20 protein-coding genes and 1 riboswitch are annotated in these 21001 nt (G+C 68.2%); of the genes, 3 read left to right on the top strand and 17 right to left on the bottom strand.

Features of this window, described 5'->3' with window-relative positions:
- Positions 1-126 precede the first annotated feature (126 nt).
- Genes dapC through AC1C2S_RS15255 form a run of 4 tightly spaced genes read right to left on the bottom strand, consistent with a single transcriptional unit; the run spans position 127 to position 2433 of the window.
- Positions 127-1242, bottom strand: coding sequence for a succinyldiaminopimelate transaminase (dapC, locus tag AC1C2S_RS15270; RefSeq protein ID WP_495353463.1), 1116 nt, complete (start codon positions 1240-1242; stop codon positions 127-129).
- Between the two features lie 2 nt (positions 1243-1244).
- Positions 1245-1565 (bottom strand): ferredoxin, encoded by a 321-nt coding sequence (gene fdxA / locus AC1C2S_RS15265; protein ID WP_495353462.1) that lies wholly within the window; start codon positions 1563-1565, stop codon positions 1245-1247.
- A 38-nt stretch (positions 1566-1603) separates the two neighbouring features.
- On the bottom strand, positions 1604-1987 hold the full coding sequence (locus tag AC1C2S_RS15260) for a DUF6113 family protein (RefSeq protein ID WP_495353461.1): 384 nt from the start codon (positions 1985-1987) through the stop codon (positions 1604-1606).
- On the bottom strand, positions 1984-2433 hold the full coding sequence (locus AC1C2S_RS15255; protein ID WP_495353460.1) for a hypothetical protein: 450 nt from the start codon (positions 2431-2433) through the stop codon (positions 1984-1986). Before AC1C2S_RS15255 ends, AC1C2S_RS15260 begins: the two co-directional genes overlap by 4 nt.
- Positions 2434-2593: 160 nt before the next feature.
- On the opposite strand from AC1C2S_RS15255, the gene AC1C2S_RS15250 reads away from it, so the two are divergent.
- Positions 2594-3403 (top strand): enoyl-CoA hydratase/isomerase family protein, encoded by an 810-nt coding sequence (locus AC1C2S_RS15250; protein ID WP_495353459.1) that lies wholly within the window; start codon positions 2594-2596, stop codon positions 3401-3403.
- Positions 3404-3449: 46 nt separating this feature from the next.
- Here the strand turns inward: AC1C2S_RS15250 and AC1C2S_RS15245 are convergent, their stop codons facing one another.
- The 6 genes from AC1C2S_RS15245 to AC1C2S_RS15220 form a co-directional block, all read right to left on the bottom strand.
- On the bottom strand, positions 3450-4124 hold the full coding sequence (locus AC1C2S_RS15245) for a M23 family metallopeptidase (RefSeq protein WP_495354404.1): 675 nt from the start codon (positions 4122-4124) through the stop codon (positions 3450-3452).
- 371 nt (positions 4125-4495) lie between these two features.
- On the bottom strand, positions 4496-6400 hold the full coding sequence (gene typA, locus AC1C2S_RS15240) for a translational GTPase TypA (RefSeq protein WP_495353458.1): 1905 nt from the start codon (positions 6398-6400) through the stop codon (positions 4496-4498).
- A gap of 233 nt (positions 6401-6633) precedes the next feature.
- Positions 6634-8403, bottom strand: coding sequence for a dipeptide ABC transporter ATP-binding protein (locus tag AC1C2S_RS15235; RefSeq protein ID WP_495353457.1), 1770 nt, complete (start codon positions 8401-8403; stop codon positions 6634-6636).
- On the bottom strand, positions 8400-9353 hold the full coding sequence (locus AC1C2S_RS15230; protein ID WP_495353456.1) for an ABC transporter permease: 954 nt from the start codon (positions 9351-9353) through the stop codon (positions 8400-8402). The genes AC1C2S_RS15235 and AC1C2S_RS15230 overlap by 4 nt, the downstream gene beginning before the upstream one ends.
- Entirely contained in the window at positions 9343-10272 is a 930-nt protein-coding gene (locus AC1C2S_RS15225; RefSeq protein WP_495353455.1) for an ABC transporter permease, read from the bottom strand. The genes AC1C2S_RS15230 and AC1C2S_RS15225 overlap by 11 nt, the downstream gene beginning before the upstream one ends.
- Before the next feature lie 190 nt (positions 10273-10462).
- Positions 10463-12085: a peptide ABC transporter substrate-binding protein gene (locus tag AC1C2S_RS15220; RefSeq protein WP_495353454.1), complete on the bottom strand. Its 1623-nt coding sequence runs from the start codon at positions 12083-12085 to the stop codon at positions 10463-10465.
- Between the two features lie 207 nt (positions 12086-12292).
- Here AC1C2S_RS15220 and AC1C2S_RS15215 point away from each other — a divergent pair, with 207 nt between their 5' ends.
- Positions 12293-13057 carry a CPBP family intramembrane glutamic endopeptidase gene (locus tag AC1C2S_RS15215; RefSeq protein ID WP_495353453.1) on the top strand — a complete coding sequence of 255 codons (765 nt, stop codon included), beginning with the start codon at positions 12293-12295 and terminating at the stop codon, positions 13055-13057.
- Here the strand turns inward: AC1C2S_RS15215 and AC1C2S_RS15210 are convergent.
- The 4 genes from AC1C2S_RS15210 to AC1C2S_RS15195 form a co-directional block, all read right to left on the bottom strand.
- Positions 13003-13500, bottom strand: coding sequence for a hypothetical protein (locus AC1C2S_RS15210; RefSeq protein ID WP_495353452.1), 498 nt, complete (start codon positions 13498-13500; stop codon positions 13003-13005). The two genes, AC1C2S_RS15215 and AC1C2S_RS15210, sit on opposite strands and share 55 nt — an antisense overlap.
- 73 nt (positions 13501-13573) lie before the next feature.
- Positions 13574-14077, bottom strand: coding sequence for a COG4315 family predicted lipoprotein (locus AC1C2S_RS15205; protein WP_495353451.1), 504 nt, complete (start codon positions 14075-14077; stop codon positions 13574-13576).
- 89 nt (positions 14078-14166) lie between these two features.
- Positions 14167-14874 (bottom strand): zf-HC2 domain-containing protein, encoded by a 708-nt coding sequence (locus AC1C2S_RS15200; RefSeq protein ID WP_495353450.1) that lies wholly within the window; start codon positions 14872-14874, stop codon positions 14167-14169.
- Positions 14871-15377, bottom strand: a complete 507-nt coding sequence (locus AC1C2S_RS15195; RefSeq protein ID WP_495353449.1) for a sigma-70 family RNA polymerase sigma factor — start codon at positions 15375-15377, stop codon at positions 14871-14873. Before AC1C2S_RS15195 ends, AC1C2S_RS15200 begins: the two co-directional genes overlap by 4 nt.
- A gap of 97 nt (positions 15378-15474) precedes the next feature.
- Between AC1C2S_RS15195 and AC1C2S_RS15190 the strand changes: the two genes are divergently transcribed.
- Positions 15475-15990 (top strand): DUF2231 domain-containing protein, encoded by a 516-nt coding sequence (locus tag AC1C2S_RS15190; protein ID WP_495353448.1) that lies wholly within the window; start codon positions 15475-15477, stop codon positions 15988-15990.
- A 20-nt stretch (positions 15991-16010) separates the two neighbouring features.
- Here the strand turns inward: AC1C2S_RS15190 and gcvP are convergent, their stop codons facing one another.
- Genes gcvP through gcvT form a run of 3 tightly spaced genes read right to left on the bottom strand, consistent with a single transcriptional unit; the run spans position 16011 to position 20586 of the window.
- Complete coding sequence (gene gcvP / locus AC1C2S_RS15185) at positions 16011-18932, bottom strand: aminomethyl-transferring glycine dehydrogenase (RefSeq protein WP_495353447.1); 2922 nt, start codon at positions 18930-18932, stop codon at positions 16011-16013.
- Positions 18933-18940: 8 nt separating this feature from the next.
- Positions 18941-19312 (bottom strand): glycine cleavage system protein GcvH, encoded by a 372-nt coding sequence (gene gcvH, locus AC1C2S_RS15180; RefSeq protein ID WP_495353446.1) that lies wholly within the window; start codon positions 19310-19312, stop codon positions 18941-18943.
- A 59-nt stretch (positions 19313-19371) separates the two neighbouring features.
- Complete coding sequence (gcvT, locus tag AC1C2S_RS15175; RefSeq protein WP_495353445.1) at positions 19372-20586, bottom strand: glycine cleavage system aminomethyltransferase GcvT; 1215 nt, start codon at positions 20584-20586, stop codon at positions 19372-19374.
- 221 nt (positions 20587-20807) lie between these two features.
- Positions 20808-20914: riboswitch (glycine riboswitch) on the bottom strand.
- Positions 20915-21001 lie beyond the last annotated feature (87 nt).

The following is a 21001-nucleotide window of genomic DNA, read 5'->3' as shown; positions in this document are numbered from 1 at the left end:
CGGGTCCGCGGCCCGATTACAGCCTAGACGGGCTCTGAGCACACTGTTACATCCGCTAACAGATCACGGCTTCCGTTGGTGGTGGCCACAATGACGAAACGAAAGCCGGCGACGAGCGAGCGGATGTCACGCCGCGGCGGCGGCCTCAAGTCGTTCGGCGGCGAGTCCGATGTGCGCGTCACTCGCGGTCAGCGAGAGGCGGACATGCTCGGGATGGTGCACGCCGTAGAAATGGCCCGGACCAGCCACGATGCCGAGGTCGGCGAGGCGCCCGATCGAGTCCCACGCATCGCGGCCCTCGGTCGCCCAGAGGTAGAGCCCCGCTTCGCTGCGGTCGATGCGGAACCCCGCCACCTCGAGAGCAGGCTTCAGCAGTGCGCGACGGGATCGATAGCGCTCTTTCTGCGCGGCGACGTGCTCGTCGTCGCGGAGTGCGGCGACCATCGCCGCCTGCAACGGCTGTGGAACCATGAGCCCCGCGTGCTTGCGCACTGTCGTGAGCCGCCCGATGACCGTGCTGCAGCCGGCGACGAAGGCGGTGCGGTAGCCGGCCATGTTCGACTGCTTCGACAGCGAGTACGCGACGAGCGTGTTGCGGCGGCTCTCGCCGATCACCCGCGGGTCGAGCAGGCTCGGCACCGGGGCATCCGCCCACTCGCCCTCCCAACCCAGCTCGGCGTAGCATTCGTCGCCCACGATGACCGCGCCCAGTTCGATCGCCCGCTCACGCGCAGCGCGCAGCTCGTCGATCGTGAGCACACGGCCGTCGGGATTGCCCGGGCTGTTCAGCCAGACGAGCCTGGTGGCGGCCGGCCATTCGGCCGGGTCATCGGAGGCCATCGCCGTCGCACCGACGAGCACGGCGCCCATCTCGTAGCTCGGGTACGCGGCGCGTGGGTGCACGACGACGTCGCCCTCGCCGAGGCCGAGCAGGAACGGCAGTAGCGCCACGAGCTCTTTGGAGCCCACTGTCGGCAGCACGTTCGCCTCGGTGAGCCCGGTCACGCCGCGGCGACGCGCGAACCAGTCGACGATGGCGCCGCGCAGTTCGCCGGTACCCGTTGTCTGAGGGTATGCGTGCGCGTCACTCGCCGTCGCGAGCGCCTCGCGCACGAAATCGGGGGTGGGGTCGACCGGCGAACCGATGGACAGGTCGACGACCCCATCGGGGTGCGCCGCGGCGCGCTCGCGATAGGGTGCCATGAGGTCCCACGGGTAGTCGGGCAGCTCGCCGCGCGCCATGCTCAGTGAGCCTGGGGAGGAAGCACCGCGATCACGGGGTGATCCTTCGGGATGACACCGATCTTCGCCGCGCCGCCGGGCGAACCGATGTCGTCGAAGAACTCGACGTTGGCCTTGTAGTAGTCGGCCCATATCTCGGGCAGGTCGTCTTCGTAGTAGATGGCCTCGACCGGGCAGACCGGCTCGCAGGCACCGCAATCGACGCACTCGTCGGGGTGGATGTAGAGCGAACGCTCACCCTCGTAGATGCAGTCGACAGGGCACTCGTCGATGCACGCACGGTCTTTCACGTCGACACATGGAAGGGCGATGACATAGGTCACGGTGGTTCGCTGTCCCTTCGGAAGGCTGGAGCTTCAGTCTAGGCGTCGCGCGGCTCGGTCGAGGGCAGCTTCGGCCATGCGACCACGAGCACCGCGATGAGTGCGGGTGCGATCGTCCACACGGTGCCCGTGACATCTCCGACGATGATCACGGACCCGCCGGGGCCCGGCAGCGTGAGCAGGGCGACCGCGACGATGATGCCCGCAGCGGCGGCGGCGGCGGCGATCCGGCCGCCCGCGACCAGGCGCATGCCGAGGAGCAGCGCCGCGACACCGACGAGCGCGGCGACGAGCCCCAGTGGAATCGTGAGGTCTGCGATCTGCAGGGTCATGCGGTGGCCGACCGTCGCGAGGGCACCGTAGACGAGTCCGATCAAGAACGAGATGACGACGGCGGCGATGCGGTTCGTCGGGCTCGTCATTCCGGCTGCTGCGTCACGGTGTACGAGACGGTTTCGCCGTCACCGGCCACGAGCACGAAGTACTCGCCGTTGGAGAAGACCACGGCGTCGGCACCCTCGCCTGACACGCTCGTGTCTTTCGTGAACCCTGCAGCCTCGAGGGCGCTGGTGGCGTCGGCGACCGGTTCGGCGGCCGTCGAAGTGATCATGACGATCCAGCCCTCGCTGCCGCCGGCACCGGCGCCGAATGCGATCTCGCCGTCGATCAGGGGCACGGACTCTGGGAAGTCGGCGGGCAACTCGCCGTCGAGACTCACCTCGCCGCCTGTCGCGTCTTCGACGGCGTCTTCGAGGCCCTTGTTCACGAGCTCGCCCGGGTTCGGGAAGCAGCCCGACAGGAGCGCCACGGTCACGGCCGCGATCGCCGCAGCGGTGCTCACGCGACGGCGCGTACTGGAGAGTCGCATGAGTGGCTCCTTGGTGCAGGCGATCAGGTGAAGAGTTCGGGGAACGGCGGAACGCAAGCATCCGCACCCTCGATCGAATTCTACCCGCCCGCCGGGGCCCGGGCGATGGCGTACCGTGGATCGGGACACGGAACGGGCCGTGCGGGAAGGATCGATGACGATGGCCGAGACCGGTACCGAGGCATCCGCACCCGAAGTCCGCGTGGAACGCGACGACGCCCTCGCGATCGTCACGATCGATCGACCCAAAGCGCTGAACGCCCTCTCGCCCGCCGTGCTGACGGCGCTCGACGGGGCGTTCGAAGGCCTCGCCGCCGACGGCGCCGCCGTGCGCGGCGTGATCCTCACGGGCGCCGGCGGCCGGGCATTCGTCGCCGGCGCCGACATCCGTGCCATGGCCGACTTCACTCCCGAGCAAGGTGAGGAGACGGCGCGGCTCGGTCACCGTGTCGCGGACGCCATCGAACGCCTGCCCGCTCCGGTCATCGCCTGCGTCGACGGATTCGCGCTCGGCGGCGGGCTCGAGCTCGCCCTCGCTTGCGATTTCATCTACGCGACGGATGCCTCGAGCTTCGGCCAGCCCGAAGCTCACCTCGGTCTCATCCCCGGCTTCGGCGGCACGGTGCGCTTGCCCCGCGCGGTGGGCCTCGCCTGGGCGAAGGAACTCATCTACACCGGCCGGCGCATCGATGCGGCCGAGGCGGCATCACTGGGTCTCGTCAATCGCACCTTCACCGATCGCGAGTCGCTGTTCGAAGGCGCCCGGGCGACGCTCGCCGAGATCGGCGAGAACGCCGCGCCGGCGGTCGGCCTCGCCAAGCGAGTGCTCGTCGCTGCGGCCGGCCGGCGCACCGAGAGCGCGAGCGAACTCGAGATCGCCGGGTTCGGCGACGCGTTCCGCACCGATGACATGCGCGAAGGCGTGGCCGCCTTCATCGAAAAGCGCGACCCGCACTTCTCCGGCGCCTGAGTTCCGGGGCCGACGAGGCAGGTCAGCGCGTCAGCGGATCAGCGCGTCAGGCGATGTGGGCGCCGAGCCAGGCGAACCCGTCGAACCGCATACCGTCGATGCCGAACATCTCGAGGTGCATGTGCGGGCCGGTCGACTGGCCGGTCGTCCCCACGAGGCCGACCTGCTGCCCGGCGATGACGCGCTGGCCCGCCGAGACGGCGAGCGACCCGAGTTGCATGTGTGCGTACGAGCTCGTGATGAGTTCGCCGCCGATGTTGTGCTGCACCTCGACGTTGACTCCGAGGCCGCCGCCGCTCTCGGTCGCGAGCACGACCACGCCGTCGGCGAGCGACATCACCGGGGTTCCGTTGCCGGGGTTGAAGTCGACCCCGTCATGGTTCGTCGAGCAGCCGGCGCACGGCGCGGAACGCGGGCCGAAACCCGAACTCCGCCGGTCGGGAGTCAGCACAGGCCAGACGACCGCCCCGGTGTCGATGAGCGAGACGCTGCCGAGGCTCGCCACCTGCGAGGTGATCGGCGGTGGCGCTGCCTCGACGTTGTAGTGCTCGGCCGCGAGCGTCGACATGACACCGTCGCCACCGACCTCGATGGTCTGCGGTTCGTAGTGCACGGTGTCTTCGCTCGGAGCGTAGACCGAGGCACGCGGCTCTGCGTCGGTCGCCGTGATGGCCAGGGCGGGAACGCTCGTGGCGACCATCATCGCGGCGACGAACGACATCGCCACGACGGAGAAGATCGGCCGATACGAGGCGCGGGCTCCGCGAGGCGTACGCGGACTGTCGGAGACGGCTGCGGTAGGCGTGGGGCGGGCAGGAGCGGGTGTGGCCGCGCAGCGGCCGTGCATGGGGGAAGTCATAGATTGGGGGGCGTTGCGTATCGGGGGAATCGGGTTCGAGAGAGTCCGGGTTCGAGACAATCTCAGCTACCGTACGCAGCGACTCTGGGAGGAATCTTCGCGGAGTATGCGGTTTCCCTGAGTGCCGCTGAGAGCGGTCTCACGGCGGCCCGCCGGGGAACGACGAAGCGGATGCCGCGGGCCCGTGTGGCCCGCGACATCCGCTCGCTTCACTCAGTGCTGCTGCGCGCTGCTCAGCCTTGCTTCTTCAGGCGCGAGGTTGCGCGAGCGCGTGCGGTGGCATCGAGTTCGACCTTGCGGATGCGCACGATCGCCGGGGTCACCTCGACGCACTCGTCTTCACGCGCGAACTCGAGGCACTGCTCGAGCGAGAGTTGACGCGACGGGGTCATCGACTCGAACGTGTCGGAGGTCGACTGACGCATGTTCGTCAGCTTCTTCTCTTTGGTGATGTTCACGTCCATGTCGTCGCTGCGCGAGTTCTCGCCGATGACCATGCCCTCATACACCTCTTCGGTGGGGTTCACGAAGAAGGTCATGCGCTCTTGCAGAGCGATGATGGCGAACGGCGTGACGACGCCGGAACGGTCGGCGACGATCGAGCCGTTGTTGCGCGTGACGATCGAGCCGGCCCACGCCTCGTAGCCGTGTGAGATCGCGTTCGCGATGCCGGTGCCGCGAGTCGTCGTGAGGAACTCCGTGCGGAAGCCGATGAGGCCGCGGCTCGGCACGATGAACTCCATGCGCACCCAGCCCGTGCCGTGGTTCGCCATGTTGTCCATGCGGCCCTTGCGGGCGGCGAGCAGCTGCGTGATCGCGCCGAGATACTCCTCTGGGGCGTCGATCGTGAGGTGCTCGTAGGGTTCGTGCACCTTGCCGTCGACCTGCTTCGTGACCACCTGCGGCTTGCCGACGGTGAGTTCGAAGCCCTCGCGGCGCATCTGCTCGACGAGGATGGCGAGGGCCAGTTCACCACGGCCCTGTACCTCCCACGCGTCGGGGCGGCCGACGTCGACGATCTTGAGCGAGACATTGCCGACGAGTTCGCGGTCGAGGCGGTCTTTCACCATGCGCGCGGTGAGCTTATGACCCTTCACCTTGCCGACGAGCGGCGAGGTGTTCGTGCCGATCGTCATCGAGATGGCCGGCTCGTCGACCGCGATGATCGGCAGGGGGCGCACGTCTTCGGGGTCGGCGAGGGTATCGCCGATCATGATGTCCGGGAAGCCCGCGACAACGGCGATGTCGCCGGGGCCGGCGCTCTCGGCCGGGTAACGGTCGAGCGCCTTCGTGAGGAACAACTCGGTGACGCGCACGTTCTCGACGGAACCGTCATGCTTCACCCAGGCCACCGTCTGGCCCTTCTTGATGGTGCCGTGGAAGACGCGGAGGAGCGCGAGCCGGCCGAGGAACGGCGACGCGTCGAGGTTGGTGACGTGCGCCTGCAGCGGGTGCTCGTCGTCGTAGACGGGCGCAGGAATGTGCTCGAGGATCGCTTCGAAGAGCGGCTCGAGATCGTCGTTGTCGGGAAGCTCGCCGTTGGCGGGCTTGTGATGGCTCGCGGCGCCGTTGCGACCCGACGCGTAGACGACGGGCACGTCGAGGATCGCGTCGAGGTCGAGGTCGGGCACGTCGTCGGCGAGATCGGAGGCGAGGCCGAGCAGCAGATCTTGGCTCTCGGCGACGACCTCATCGATGCGCGCGTCGGGGCGGTCGGTCTTGTTGACGAGCAGGATGACGGGCATGCGGGCCTCGAGTGCCTTGCGCAACACGAAGCGGGTCTGCGGCAGCGGGCCTTCGCTCGCGTCGACGAGCAGCACGACACCGTCGACCATCGACAGGCCGCGCTCGACCTCACCGCCGAAGTCGGCGTGGCCGGGGGTGTCGATCACGTTGATCGTGATGGGGCCGTTCGTGGCGTGCGTGCCCTTGTACGAGATCGCCGTGTTCTTGGCGAGGATCGTGATGCCCTTCTCACGCTCGAGCTCGTTCGAGTCCATGGCACGCTCTTCGAGGTGCGCGTGCGCGGCGAACGAGTCGGTCTGTCGGAGCATGGCGTCGACGAGGGTCGTCTTGCCGTGGTCGACGTGTGCGACGATCGCGACGTTGCGCAGATCGTTCCGGGTGGCGTTCGCCATAGTTGGTCCTCGAGGGTGCCGGCTGCCGAGCCGCCGCCCGCCAGGCTTGCGCATGGCACGGCGACAGCGTGGAAGCGCTGTGATGTAGGTCTGTGGGGAGCGCAGATGCCGCAGTGACGGTGTGCGCCCCACTAGCCTACCCTGCCGGAGGACCCCGAGTCTGGGAACACGCGAACGCCCGGCATCAGTGGGTACGGATGCCGGGCGCTCGCGAGTGCGTGTGCCGGAAGTGTCTACGCGCCGAGCTCGATGCTCGCACCCGGGATCGCCGCGAGGAGATCCTTCGTGTACTGCTCCTGCGGGTGGTCGAACACCTCGTCGGTGGTCGCTGCCTCGACGATCTTGCCCTTCTGCATCACGCAGACGTTGTCGGCGATGACCCGCACGACCGCGAGGTCGTGGGTGATGAAGAGGTACGTCAGCCCGAGCTCGGCCTGCAGGTCGGCGAGCAGGCGCAGGATCTGAGCCTGCACGAGCACGTCGAGCGCCGAGACTGCTTCGTCGAGTACGACGATCTCGGGCTTCAACGCGAGCGCACGTGCGATCGCGATGCGCTGACGCTGACCGCCCGAGAGCTCGTTCGGGTAGCGGCTGATGAGCGTGCGCGGCAGCGACACCTGGTCGAGCAGCTCGTACACCCGTTCGCGCCGAGAGGCCTTCGAACCGACCTTGTGCGTGAACAACGGCTCGGCGATGGTGTTGCCGATGTTGCGCAGCGGGTTCAGCGAACCGTACGGGTCCTGGAAGACCGGCTGCATGCGGCTGCGCAGATCGAAGAGCTCCTTGCCGGTGACGCTGGCGAGGTCGTGGCCGCCGACGACGATCTTGCCGCTCGTGGTGTCTTCGAGCTTCAACAGCATCTTCGCGACAGTCGACTTGCCCGAGCCGGACTCGCCGACGAGCGCCGTGGTGGTGCCCTTGGCGATCTGGAACGACACCTTGTCGACCGCGGTGAACTCGCCCGAGCCGCGGATCTTGAAGACCTTGGTGAGGTCTTCGACCACGATCGCCGGCGGCGCCGCGGGGGCAGCCGCGAGTGCCTCGGCGCGAGCCTCGGCAGTGGCGATGAGGTCGATCGTGTCGCCCGCGGCATCCGCTGCGCCCTCGATCATGGCGGACTCGGCCGCCGCGATCGATCCCGAAGCCTGGATGCGACGCGAGGCGAGGCTCGGTGCCGCGGCGACGAGACGCTGCGTGTACGGGTGCTGCGGGTTCTGCAGGATATCGGCCGACGGACCGGACTCGACGACCTTTCCCTTGTACATGACCACGAGCTGTTCGGCGCGCTCGGCTGCAAGGCCGAGGTCGTGCGTGATGAACAGCAGGGTCGTGCCGAGTTCGCGGGTCAGCGACTCGAGGTGGTCGAGGATGACCCTCTGCACCGTGACGTCGAGAGCCGAGGTCGGCTCGTCGGCGATGAGCAGCTGCGGGTCGGCTGCGAGGCCCATGCCGATGAGCACGCGCTGCCGCATGCCGCCCGAGAACTGGTGCGGGAACTGCTTCATGCGGCGGTCGGCGTCTCCGAGACCGGCCTCTTTCAGCACCTCGATGGCCCGCTTCTTGACCTCTTTGCGACCGGTCGCGATGCCATTGGCCTTGATGGCCTCTTCGACCTGGAAACCGATCGACCACACGGGGTTGAGGTTCGACATCGGGTCTTGCGGCACGAAGCCGATCTTGCGGCCGCGCACGGCCTCCATCTCTCTCGCGCTGGCCTTCGTCAGATCTTGGCCGTCGAGGAGGATCTGGCCACCCGAGACGTGACCGGTGCCGGGGAGCAGGTTGATGATCGCGTGGGCGGTCGTCGACTTGCCGGATCCCGACTCCCCCACGATCGCGAGACTCTGCCCGCGGTAGAGGGTGATGTTCACGCCGTCGACGGCCTTGACGATGCCGTCTTGGGTGTTGAACCCGACCTGAAGATCTTTGATCTCGAGGAGCGGGCGTTCGGCGCCCGCGGCGCGTTCTGATCGCACGTTCGATCCGTTCGAAGTCTCGCTCATCGCTGTGCCCTCGCCTTCGGGTCGAGCGCGTCGCGCACGACCTCGCCGAGCATGATGAAGCTCAGCACGGTGACCGACAGCGCGATCGAAGGAAGGATCAACGTCTGGGGCGCCGTGCGCAACGACGTCTGCGCCTGGCTGATGTCGTTGCCCCACGACATGATGTCGGTCGGCAGGCCGACTCCGAGGAATGACAGCGTCGCTTCGGCAACGATCGCCGATGCGAGCGAGATCGTCGTGATGACGATGACGGGCGCGATCGAGTTCGGCAGCACGTGACGCAGCAGGATGCGGAACCGGGAGACACCGAGCGCCGTCGACGCCATCACGAAGTCGGCGTTCTTCACGCGCAGGATCTCGGCACGCAGCACACGTGCTGTAGCGGGCCAGGCGAACAATCCGATGGCGAGTGAGATCACCCACACGTTCCGATAGCCCGAGAACACCGACATGATGACGACGGCCGCGAGGATGTAGGGGATCGAGAAGAAGATGTCGCCCAGGCGCGAGAGCACCGAGTCGAGCCATCCACCGTAGAAGCCCGCGAAGGCACCGAACACGACGCCGAACAGGGCGACGAGGAACGTCACGATGAGTCCGACGGCCAGCGACGTCGACGTACCGTGGATGATTCGCGAATAGATGTCGCAGCCCTGCTTCGTGAAGCCGAGCGGGTGGCCCTCGGCCGGGCCGGCGTTGCTGTTCGCGAGGAGGCAGTCGTTGTTCGGCGGCGTCTGCGTGAACAGGCCGGGGAAGAGTGCGACGACGACCACGAGGACGATCAGCACGGAGGAGATCCAGAACATCGGGCGCTTGCGCACGTCGTTCCAGGCATCGGTCCAGAGGTTCGAGGGCTTGCCCTCGGCCTTGACCACGTCGATGCCGACGAGCGGCGTCTCCTCGAGCGGAGCGACGAAGTGCTGCTGGTCTGGTCTGGTGTTACTTTGCATAACGGATCCTCGGGTCGAGAACGGCGTAGAGGAGATCTACCAGCAGGTTCACCACGAGGTAGATCAGCACCATGATCGTCACGAAGGAGACGACGGTCGGTCCCTCACCTCGGATGATCGCCTGGTAGAGCGTGCGGCCGACTCCCGGCACGTTGAAGATGCCCTCGGTGACTGTGGCGCCAACCATGAGCGTGCCGAAGTCGACGGCGAGGTAGGTCACCACAGGGATGAGCGAGTTGCGCAGGATGTGCACGGGAACGATGCGCCGACGGGAGAGACCCTTGCTCGCGGCGGTGCGAACGAAGTCCTGCCCATCTGTATCGATAACCGACGCCCTCGTCAGTCGAACGATCTGGGCGAAGCTGATGGTGGCCAAGACTATGGCGGGCAATATCAAGTCTTGCGTTGGCGCGCCTGTACCGACCGTGGTTCTGAACCACCCCAGATAGATGCCGAAGAACCACTGCATCACGAACGCGAGCACGAAGATCGGCAGCGAGATGAGGATGAGGCTCACGACGAGCGCGCTCGCGTCGAAGATGCCGCCCTTGCGGAGGCCGGACACGAGGCCGATGGTGATGCCGGCGACCATCTCGAAGAACACGGCCATCGCCGCGAGGCGGAGCGTGACGGGGAACGTGGCCATCAGGATCTCGGAGACGGGCTGGCCCGAGAAGGAGACGCCCAGGTCACCGCGGAAGATGTTGCCGAGGAAGATGAAGTACTGGATGATGAACGGCTGGTCGAGGTGATACCGCGCGCGAAGGGCTTCGACGACCGACTCGGGCGGAGTCTTGTCGCCGAACAGCGCGACGATCGGGTCGCCGGGCATGGCGAAGACCATGAAATAGATCAGGAACGTGGTGCCGAGCAGGACCGGGATCGCCTGCAGCAATCGGCGCAGGATATAGCCGGCCATGGATCAGGCCCTGCAATCTGCGAATGTGGACATGTTGAAAGAAACCTCACCATTGTGCGAGTTCGACTCCACGATATTACGCCGATCAGGCGAATACCGTGGATACGTGGGAGGGGGGGCGGCAGCCTCATCGGCTGCCGCCCCCCGCGGGCGTCTCAGAGTCTAACCCCGAGGCGTCCTTGATCGAGAATTACTCGCTCTTGGTGATCTGGCTGTACAGCGGCACCGAGTTCCAGCCGAACTCGACGTTGTCGACGAGTTCGCTCCAGGCGCCGTTGACCGTGGAGTACCACAGCGGGATGACCGGAAGCTCCTGGAACAGGATCTCCTGACCGGCCTGGAACTTCTCGTTGGCGGCGGCGACATCAGTCTCCGCGAGGCCCTCGCTCAGCAGCGCGTCGAACTCGGGGTTCGAGTAGTCGCCGTCGTTGGAGCCGGCACCCGTTCCGTAGAGCGGGCCGAGGAAGTTGAAGAGCGCCGGGTAGTCCGCCTGCCATCCCGAACGGAAAGCCGTCTGGATGGTGCGGTCGGTGATCTTCGTGCGAGCCTCGGCGAACGTCGGGTACGGGTCGCCCGAAGCGTCGATGCCGAGGTTGTTCTTCAGGTTGTTCGACACAGCGTCGACCCAGGCCTGGTGGCCGCCGTCGGCGTTGTAGGCGATCTTGAAGGTGCCGTCCCAGGGGGCGATGGCGTCGGCCTGAGCCCACAGTGTCTTCGCCTCGTCGGGGTCGTAGTCGAGCACCTCGGCACCCGGGATGTCTTCCGAGTAGCCGTCGATGACCGGCGACGTGAAGTCGTGCGCCGGGGTACGGGTGCCGGCGAAGATCACGTCGGTGATCTCTTCACGGTTGATCGCGTGCGAGATCGCCTGGCGGCGGAGGCTGCCCTCTTCACCCGAGAAGTGCGGCAGGCGCGCCGGGATCGTGAACGACTGGAAGATCGCAGCGGCCTGGGTGACCGAGCGGTCGGCGAACTCGTCTTCGAAGGTCTCGAGAGCCGAGTCGGGAATCGCGTCGAGCACGTCGAGGTTGCCGCCCTGGAGGTCGGCGTACGCGGCATCCTGCGAGGCGTAGAAGATGATGCTCAGACCACCGTTGACCGCCTTGCGGGGGCCATCGTAGTCGGGGTTCACGACGAGGTCGATCTTCTCGTTGTGCTTCCAGGCGCCTTCGCCGTCGAGCATGTACGGGCCGTTGCCGACGGGGTTCTCGCCGAAGGCGGCGGGGTCGTCGAGCGCGCCCTCGGGGAGCGGGTAGAACGCCGAGTAACCAAGACGCAGCGGGAAGTCCGACTCGGGCTGGCTCAGCGCTACCGTGAAGGTCGTGTCATCGACGACCACGAGGCCCGGGAGCTCGGGCACGGACTCGTCGTAGCTGAAGCCCTCGATCGACTCGAAGAAGTACTGCGAGAGCTGCTCGTTGGCCGTGTCGGCGCCGTAGTTCCACGCGTCGACGAACGAGCTCGCCGTGACGGGCGAGCCGTCGGAGAAGGTCTGGTCGGCCTTCAGCGTGATCGTGTAGTTCTGCGCGTCGTCGGTCGTGATCTCGTCGGCGACGTCGTTGTGAGCAGCACCCTTGGCGTCGTAGTAGACGAGGCCCGCGAACGTCGCGTCGAGGATCTTGCCGCCACCGACCTCGTTGGTGTTGGTGGGGAGCAGCGGGTTCTGGGGCTCGTTCCCGTTGGTCGTGATGATCGCAGTGGCATCGCCCGCGGGTGCCGACGGGTCAGCGTCGCCGCTCGTGCAGCCCGACAGCGTCAATGCGCCGGCGGCAGCAAGAGCAATGGCGGCTACGCCGATTCTCTTGATCTTCAATGTTCCTCCTGATGAGATGTGCGACGGCAGCACGGCTCGTGGCCGCGCTGGAGCGCTGGTAGATCGAGACTATGAACCCGGTCACCCCTATGCAAACCAGATGAGCAAACCGTTACCGACGCGCAACCTAGCGACCCGCACCTCGCCGAAATTCGTCATCTTCCCGCACGATTCTTGCGTCACGGCCCGTCATGCGAAGATTGCCACATGTCTTCTGCACGACGACTGCGGCTCGAGGTCGCCATCGTGCTCGGGTTGTCCCTCGGGGCATCCGCTGTCTACTCGATCGTCTCGATCGTCGCGAAGCTCACCGCCGAGACGCCGCTCGGCGAGCAGTCGGTCGCCCTGAACCCGTCACGAGCACCGCGCGAGTGGCTCGATTTCACCTACCAGTTCCTCGACGTCTTCTTCGGCCTCTTCGTCGTCGCACTCGTGCTCTATCTCCTGTGGCAACCCGGCACGAACCCGTTCCGGCGTATCGGCCTCGACCTCACGAGACCGGGTCGCGACGCGGCATCCGGAGTGCTGCTGGTGGTCGCGATCGGCGTGCCGGGGCTCGCCCTGTACGCTCTCGGCCGCGCCCTCGGCATCACGGTCGCCGTGCAGGCGTCGCCGGCCGATTGGCTGTGGTGGACCGTGCCGATCCTCGTGTTCCGGGCGTTGGAGGCGGCGCTCACCGAAGAGGTCATCGTCGTCGGATACCTCTTCACCCGATTCAGGGAGCTCGGCGTCGGCCCATGGGCGACGATCGTCTCGAGCGCCCTGCTCCGAGGCAGCTACCACCTCTACCAGGGCATCGGGCCGTTCTTCGGCAACGCGGCGATGGGCATCGTCTTCGGCTGGTGCTACGTGCGTTGGGGCCGCACGATGCCGCTCGTCATCGCGCACTGGATCCTCGACGTCGTCTCGTTCGTCGGTTATCCGCTCGCCGTGGCGTGGTGGCCCGCGTTCTTCGCAGCGTCGACCGGCTGATCCGACGACCGGCCGGTCGTCGGCGCCGGGGTCGGCAGCAGTGCATGAGCGGGCGATGCCGGATGCCGCCGGCGCGGCGCCTGCGGCATGTGCTCGCTCCGCGCGAGGGCGATGACCGTCGTGGGCATGGGCGGCAGCACTTCCTCGGCCGGCTCGACCCGCAAGTCGGAGTCCGTGCCGCGCACGCGCGCCATGTCGAGGCTGCTGCGTCTGGTCGGCGTGCAGACCGCGGAGAAGCCCTCACCGCCGTAGAGCCCGGCGCGTGCGAGGTCGCTGAACGATTCGCCGCGGCGGAGCGCCTCGGCCATGCCGGGGTCGCGCCGCTCGACGAGCCCGGCGCGCTGCTCGAGGCCGAAGACGCGCGACGCCGCGACGGAGCATCCGACGAACGCGCCGACGAAGCCGACGGTGGACAGGAGGGCGAGGAGATCGATCGATGACATGAGCACCCCCAACGTGCGAGTGAACCTCAGTGTAGACCTGAGGTTCACTCGGGTACAGGGGTGGCGGAGACGATCAGCCCCCGACCTTCTCCCCCGCCGGGGTGAGCACCCACCACACCTCCCCGACGCCCTGCCCATTGGTGTCGCCGGCGGCGGCGTCACCCGCGAAGTAGTAGAGCGGCCAGCCGTTCAGGGTCGCCTGGGTCTCACCGTCGACGCCGGTGATGGTGCCGATCTCGCCGGTGACTCCCTCGACGTCAAGTGCGTCCGATTCGGTCGTCACTGCGGGCCAGTTGGTCGCGCAGTCCCCCTCGCACGTACTGGCGCCACCGCCCTGGGTGTCGTTGTCGAACATGTAGACGGTCATCCCCGACCCGTCGACGACGATCTCGCCGAGGTCTGAGTCGGCGGTCGCGAGGAGCGCGTCCGTCTCCATCGAGCCGCCTGACGGCGCCTCGGTGTCGGTCGAGGCGCCGTAGCCGTCGCCGGCGGGCGCCTCCCCGGCAGGGGACGAACAGCCGGCCGACGCCACGGCGAGCGCCACGACGGCCAATCCGGTTGCGATGCGCAGCTTCATGGCGAAACCTTCTCTCTCGTGCTCGGACCGCGTGCGCGGTCACCGGGAACACGTCGCCCGCCCTCGAAAGGTTCACTGCGATGGAGGACTCAGTCCGGCTCTCCGCGCATGAGCACCCGCCCGCTGCCGATCGAGCGAATCTCAAGTGAAGCGATGTCGTCGAGATCGACGGCCGTTCCCGCGGCGAGCGTGGCCGTCGTTCCCGGACTGGCGCGCCAGCTCGAGACTTCACGGCCCTCGCCGCTACGGTCGACGACGAACAACGCGTACGGCCGGCCGCCTTCCGGCGCATCGGATGAGTCGTCACCCTCGTACCGGCAATCGAGATCGATGCTCGTCCCCCATGGCGCCGGGGTGAGCGTCACCGTCGCACTGAGCGGTACGTCCGTGATGGTCTCGAGCGCGACGGACTGCACGTCGGATGTCGACCGGTCGATCGCGAGCGGCACCACGATCGCCGCGAGCACGACCGCGACGGCGGCAACGGCAGCGGCGACCGCGCCGGAGATGCGGATGCGGCGCCGGCGCGCCCTCCGCCGCCCGTCCTCCCGGCGCACCGCAGCCAGGATGTCGGCTCGAGGAGCCGCGGCGACCTCGGTGTCGTCGAGGAGGTCACCGGCGCGTTCCTCCGACAATCGCGCGAGCAGGCCCGGCATTGGGGCGAGCTCCGCGACGGATCGCCGACACTCGTCGCACGTCGCGATGTGCTCTTCGAATGCGCGGCGCTCCGCGGGCGAGAGCGCACCGAGCACGTAGGCCGCATCCCATTCGGCGAAGTACGCGTGATCGGGAGTCATCGCGTCACTCCTTTCTCCTGCAGTGCGAGGCGGAGGGCCCGGAGCCCGTAGTGAAGGCGGGACTTGACCGTGCCCTCGGGGATCGCGAGACGACGGGCGACCTCGGCGATGCTGCATCCGCCGTAGTACGCGTGCACGATGACGGACCGGTGCTCGAGGTCGAGCGAAGCGAGCGCCTCCTCGATCAGCAGGCTCTCGAACAGGGCGTCGGTGCCGTCGTCCCGCCCCCGGTCGGGCGTCTCCGCGACGCCGATCTCGTGCCGCCGACGAGCGCTCCGCACCTCGTCGATCACGAGATTCCGCGCGACCGTGAACATCCAGGAGCGTGTCGACGCGGGTTCCTGCGCGAGGATGCGCGGACTCCGCCAGGCGCGAAGCAGGGTCTCCTGCACGATATCTTCGGCGCCCGTCGGGTCGCCCGTGAGGTGCACGACGTAACGCCAGATCGATGGCCCGTGGGCGTCGTACAGCGCGACAAGACGACGGTCGTCCTCGGATGGCATCGGTCACCTCCTGCACTCACAACGAAGTCGCAGGGCATTCGGTTCACGCGAACCCGGCGCCCGTGAACCAGTCGGACGACCGCATCGTTTCCTCACCATGGATGTTTCGTTGATCGACGTCTCGGCCGCAGACGACGTGCTGCAGCTCGGAGGACTCCCCCTCCACCCGCTCATCGTGCACGCGGTGGTGGTGCTCACGCCGCTTACGGTACTCGCGCTGTTCCTGGGCTCGTTCTGGCCGGCAGCCCGCCGGCGCCTCGGGATCGCGACGCCGCTCGGCGCGCTCATCGTGCTCGTGCTCGTGCCGATCACCGTCGCGGCCGGGCAGTCGCTCGCCGAGATGATCGGCCCGATCCCCGCGATACAGCGTCACCAACAGTTCGGGGAGATGCTGCTGCCATGGGCGATCGCGCTCTTCGTCGTCGCTGCGGCGCAATGGGCGTGGTTCCGGTACGGCGACGCGCGGGTGCAGCGCGCATCGCCGATCGCGGCGCGCGCTGCGGCGATCGGCCTCACCGTGGCATCCGTCGTCGTCGGTGTCGGCACGCTCGTCGTGCTCGTGTTCATCGGTGACTCCGGAGCCCGCGCCGTGTGGGGCGGGCTCCTCGGCTGATCCGCCGGTCGAGGAAACCGCTACGCGAACGCCTCGACCGGCGGGCAGGCGCACACGAGGTTGCGGTCGCCGTAGGCCTGGTCGATGCGGCGCACCGGCACCCAGTACTTGCCGCGCACCAGCGAGTGCACTGGGTACACCGCCTGCTCGCGCGTGTACGGGTGGGTCCACTCCCCCGCAATGACCGACTCCGCCGTGTGCGGGGCGTTCACGAGCGGGTTGTCGTCGGCCGGCCACTCGCCCGCCGCGACCGCGTCGGCCTCGGCCTTGATGGCGACCATCGCCTCGATGAAGCGCTCGAGCTCGGCCAGGTCTTCCGACTCGGTCGGCTCGACCATGAGTGTGCCCGCGACGGGGAACGACATCGTCGGCGCGTGGAAGCCGTAGTCGACGAGGCGCTTGGCCACGTCATCGACCGTCACGCCCGTCGCCGCCGTGAGGGGGCGCAGGTCGAGGATGCACTCGTGCGCGACGAGCCCGTTGTCGCCCGTGTAGAGCACCGGGAAGTGCTCGCGCAGGCGCGACGCCACGAAGTTCGCCGCGAGCACCGCCGACGCGGTCGCCTGCTTCAGGCCTTCTGAGCCCATCATGCGCACGTACGCCCACGAGATCGGCAGGATCGACGGGCTGCCGTACGGCGCCGCCGAGACCGGTCCGCCGTCGTGGGTGACCCCGCCCGAGTGGTCGGCGCGCTGCGCCATCGGGTGCCCGGGCAGGTACGGCGCGAGGTGCGCCTTCGCCGCGACCGGGCCGACGCCCGGGCCGCCGCCGCCGTGCGGGATGCAGAACGTCTTGTGCAGGTTCAGGTGCGAGACGTCGCCGCCGAAGTCGCCGAAGCGCGAGTACCCGAGCAGCGCGTTGAGGTTCGCGCCGTCGACGTAGACCTGGCCGCCCGCGTCGTGCACGGCCTGCGTGATGTCCTTCACCTCGTGCTCGTAGACGCCGTGCGTCGACGGGTACGTGATCATGAGGGCGGCGAGGCTCTCGGCGTGTTCGGCGATCTTCGCGCGCAGGTCGTCGAGGTCGACATTGCCGAGTTCGTCGGTCGCCACGACGACGACCCTCATGCCGGCGAGCACGGCGGATGCCGCGTTGGTGCCGTGCGCGCTCGACGGGATGAGGCACACCGTGCGCTCGGTCTCGCCGTTGGCGTGGTGGTAGCCGCGGATCGCGAGGAGGCCGGCGAGCTCGCCCTGGCTGCCCGCGTTCGGCTGCAGCGACACCGTGTCGTAGCCGGTGACCTCGGCGAGCCAAGTCTCGAGCTGCTCGATGAGGCCGAGCGTGCCGACGACGTCGGCCTCGGGTGCGAAGGGGTGCAGGTTCGCGAACTCGGGCCAGGTCACCGACTGCATCTCGGTGGCGGCGTTGAGCTTCATGGTGCACGAGCCGAGGGGGATCATGCCCCGGTCGAGCGCGTAGTCGCGGTCGGCGAGGGTCTTCAGATAGCGCATCATCTGCGTCTCGGAGTGGTGCGTGTTGAACACCGGGTGCTCGAGGTAGCCGCTCGTGCGCCGCAGCTCGCCGCTCGCGATGGCCGGCGCGATTGCGGTGGCGATCGCGACCTCGGTGCGCTCGGGCAGCCCGAACGCCTCCGCGACGAGGGAGAGCTCGGCCTCGGTGGTCGTCTCATCGACGGCGACGTGCACGGTCGCCTCATCGGCCTCCCACACGTTCACGCCGAGCTTCCGGGCGCGTTCGACGACGTTGCGGGCGAGCCCGGGCACATGCACCCGGATCGTGTCGAAGTAGTCGTCGTTCGCGAGGGTCAGGCCGTAGCCGGTGAGCACCTCGGCGAGCGCGGTCGCCTTCGCCGCGGTCGAGACCGCGATATGACGGATGCCCCGGGGCCCGTGGTACACGGCGTACATCGACGCCATGACAGCGAGCAGCACCTGGGCGGTGCAGATGTTCGAGGTCGCCTTCTCACGGCGGATGTGCTGCTCGCGCGCCTGCAGGGTGAGGCGGTACGCGGGCGCGCCGACGGCGTCTTTCGAGACGCCGACGAGGCGGCCGGGCAGTTGGCGTTCGAGGCCCTTGCGCACAGCCATGTAGCCCGCGTGCGGTCCGCCGAAGCCCATGGGCACGCCGAAGCGCTGCGTGGTGCCGACGGCGACGTCGGCGCCGAGCTCGCCCGGGCTCGTGATGAGGGCGAGCGCGAGCAGATCGGCGGCGGCGACGACGAGGCCGCCCTGCGCCTTCGAGGTCGCGATGACGGATGCCGGGTTCCACACGCGGCCCGACGCGCCCGGGTACTGCACGAAGAGGCCGAAGTGCTCGCCGAGGCTCTCGAGGCTCGGGCCGTCGTCGCCGAGGCGGGCGAGGTCGGCGAGCGGTGCGACGACGAGGTCGATGCCGACCGCCTTCGCGCGGGATTCGAGGAGCGCGTGCGTCTGGGGCAGCGTGTCGGCGTCGACGATGAATCGATTCGACGTCGACTTCGAGGCACGGCGGGCGAGGAGCATCCCCTCGACGACCGCGGTGCCCTCGTCGAGCATCGACGCGTTCGCAGTGTCGAGGCCCGTGAGGTCGGTGACCATCGTCTGGAAGTTGATGAGCGCCTCGAGCCGGCCCTGGGAGATCTCTGGCTGGTAGGGCGTGTACGCCGTGTACCAGCTGGGGTTCTCGAGCACGTTCCGCTGAATCACCGAGGGCGTGATCGTGCCGAAGTAGCCGAGGCCGATCATCGACGTGCGCACGGTGTTCTGCTCGGCGAGCGCGGCAAGTTCGGCGAGCGCCTCGCGCTCGGTCGCCGCGGCCGGGATCGCCGAGTTCAGCACCTCGCCCATGCGGATCGACGTGGGCACCGCGGCCGCCATGAGGGCGTCGAGGGAGTCGTAGCCGAGTTCGGCGAGCATGAGCCCGTGGTCGCTCGGGCTCGTGCCGATGTGGCGGCGACCGAACGCGTCGAGGTCGAATGCTGAGGAGGAGGTGGTGGTGCTCATGTGGTTCGTTACTCTCCGACCAGTGCGCGGTACTCGTCGTGCGTGAGGAACTTCGGCAGGCTCGAGGTGTTGACCTTGATGAGCCAGCCCTCGCCGAAGGGGTCGCTGTTGACGAGTTCGGGCGAGTCGACGGCGGCCTGGTTCGCCTCGACGACCTCGCCGTTGACGGGAGCGAAGAGCTCGCCGACCGACTTCGTCGACTCGATCTCGCCGATGACGGTGCCTTTAGTCACGGTCGTGCCCGCCGCGGGCAGCTCGACGAAGACGACATCGCCGAGCTTGTCGGCGGCGTAGTCGGTGATGCCGATCGTGGCGACGTCACCGTCGACGGCGATCCACTCGTGTTCTTCGGTGTAGTGCAGTGCGGTCTGGTCGGTCATGGGGTGCTCCTCGAGGACTCGTGCGGTGTGCTGACGTTGCGGTGTGCGGTCGTGCTGGATCAGGCGGTGCGTTTGTAGAAGGGCAGGGCGACGACGGATGCCGCGATGCGCGTGCCCCGCACGTCGACGAAGAGTTCGCGACCGGGCTCGGCGGCGACGGGGGCGACGAAGGCCATGGCGATGGGGTGGCCGAGCGTCGGCGAGAGCGCTCCGCTCGTGACGATGCCGACGCGAGTCGCGGACTCGTCATCGCCGTCGAAGACCTCGTAGTCGGCACGGGCCGCGCGACGGCCCTCAGCGGCGAGACCGACGAGCACCGGGGCATCCGCTGCGGGGCCTTGCTCGATGGCGGCGCGGCCGACGAAGTCGTCGGGCTTGGCGAGTGCGACGACGCGGCCGAGGCCGGCCTGCACCGGCAGGATGTCGCGGCTGAGTTCGTGCCCGTAGAGCGGCATGCCCGCCTCGAGGCGCAGCGTGTCGCGGCTCGCGAGGCCGCACGGCGTCACCCGCGGGCCGCCGGTCTCGGCGAGCGCCTCCCACAGTCGAGCGGCACGATCGGGGGCGAGGTAGAGCTCGAAACCGTCTTCACCCGTGTAGCCGGTGCGGGCGACGAGCACGGGCTCGCCCTCGAACGTGGCCGGGAAGGCGCGGTAGTACTTGAGGGCGTCGAGCTTCGCGTCGAAGTCCTCTTCGTCGTTACCCGGCCCGTCGACGCCGAAGCCCGGCGTCTCGAGCAGCACGGCGCGCGCATCGGGCCCCTGGATCGCGATGAGGGCGATGTCGTCGCTCTCGTTTTCGACGATCGTGTCGAAGCCCGCGGCGCGGGTGCGGAGCTCCTCGGCGACGATGTCCGCGTTCGAGGCGTTCGCGACGACCATGTAGCGGTCGTCGCCCGTGCGGTAGACGACGAGGTCGTCGATGATGCCGCCGCCGTCGTCGAGCAGTAGCGAGTACCTCGCCTGGCCGATCTCGATCGCCGAGAGCTTGCCTGCGAGCGCGTGGTCGAGCGCAGCCGCAGCCTCGGGGCCGATGAGCACGATCTCGCCCATGTGGGAGAGGTCGAAGAGGCCCGAGTGGTGCCGCACCGCGTGGTGCTCGGCGAGGTCGCTCGAGTAGCGCACGGGCATCTGCCAGCCGGCGAAGTCGGTGAAGCTCGCGCCCGCCGCGCGGTGCACGGCGTCGAGCGGGCTGCGCCGCTCGGCGCTGGACTGCTCAGCGCTGGACTGCTCAGTGCTGGCCTGCTCAGTGCTGGCGGTACCGGGGTCGTTGGTCACGAGAGTTCTCCAGACGTGCCGGCGCTCGCCGGCGTTGTCACGGTCGCGGAAGCTTGCCGTGTGGGAACTCCCCCTCTGTCATGAGCCTGAGAGTTTCACGCGGGTCGAAGCGCTTTCACCGTGGGCGGCCCCGTGTTTGCGCGAAGATCTCGAGTCGCGTCGCCTTCGGCGTCGCTGCTCGATCTGCTCCGCGCTCCGCACGGAGCACTTTTCAGAGCGGCCTCGTCATCGCGGTGTAGTGACCTGAGAGATTGGCGGGGAGGCTTGCTCCTTCGGTGCCGGTCGGGCGCTGTTCTTCAGCGCTCACCGGCTCTCCCGCGACGCGTCGATGGCCCGGTATGAGATTGTGCTCCGATCCTAGCAGCGGGGCCGGCCGCACGGCGGCGAGTGCCGGCCGTGCGCCGCGGCGCACGGC

This window comes from Agromyces sp. Y782 (genome assembly GCF_059445405.1).
This window is presented reverse-complemented; position numbering and strand designations above follow the sequence as displayed.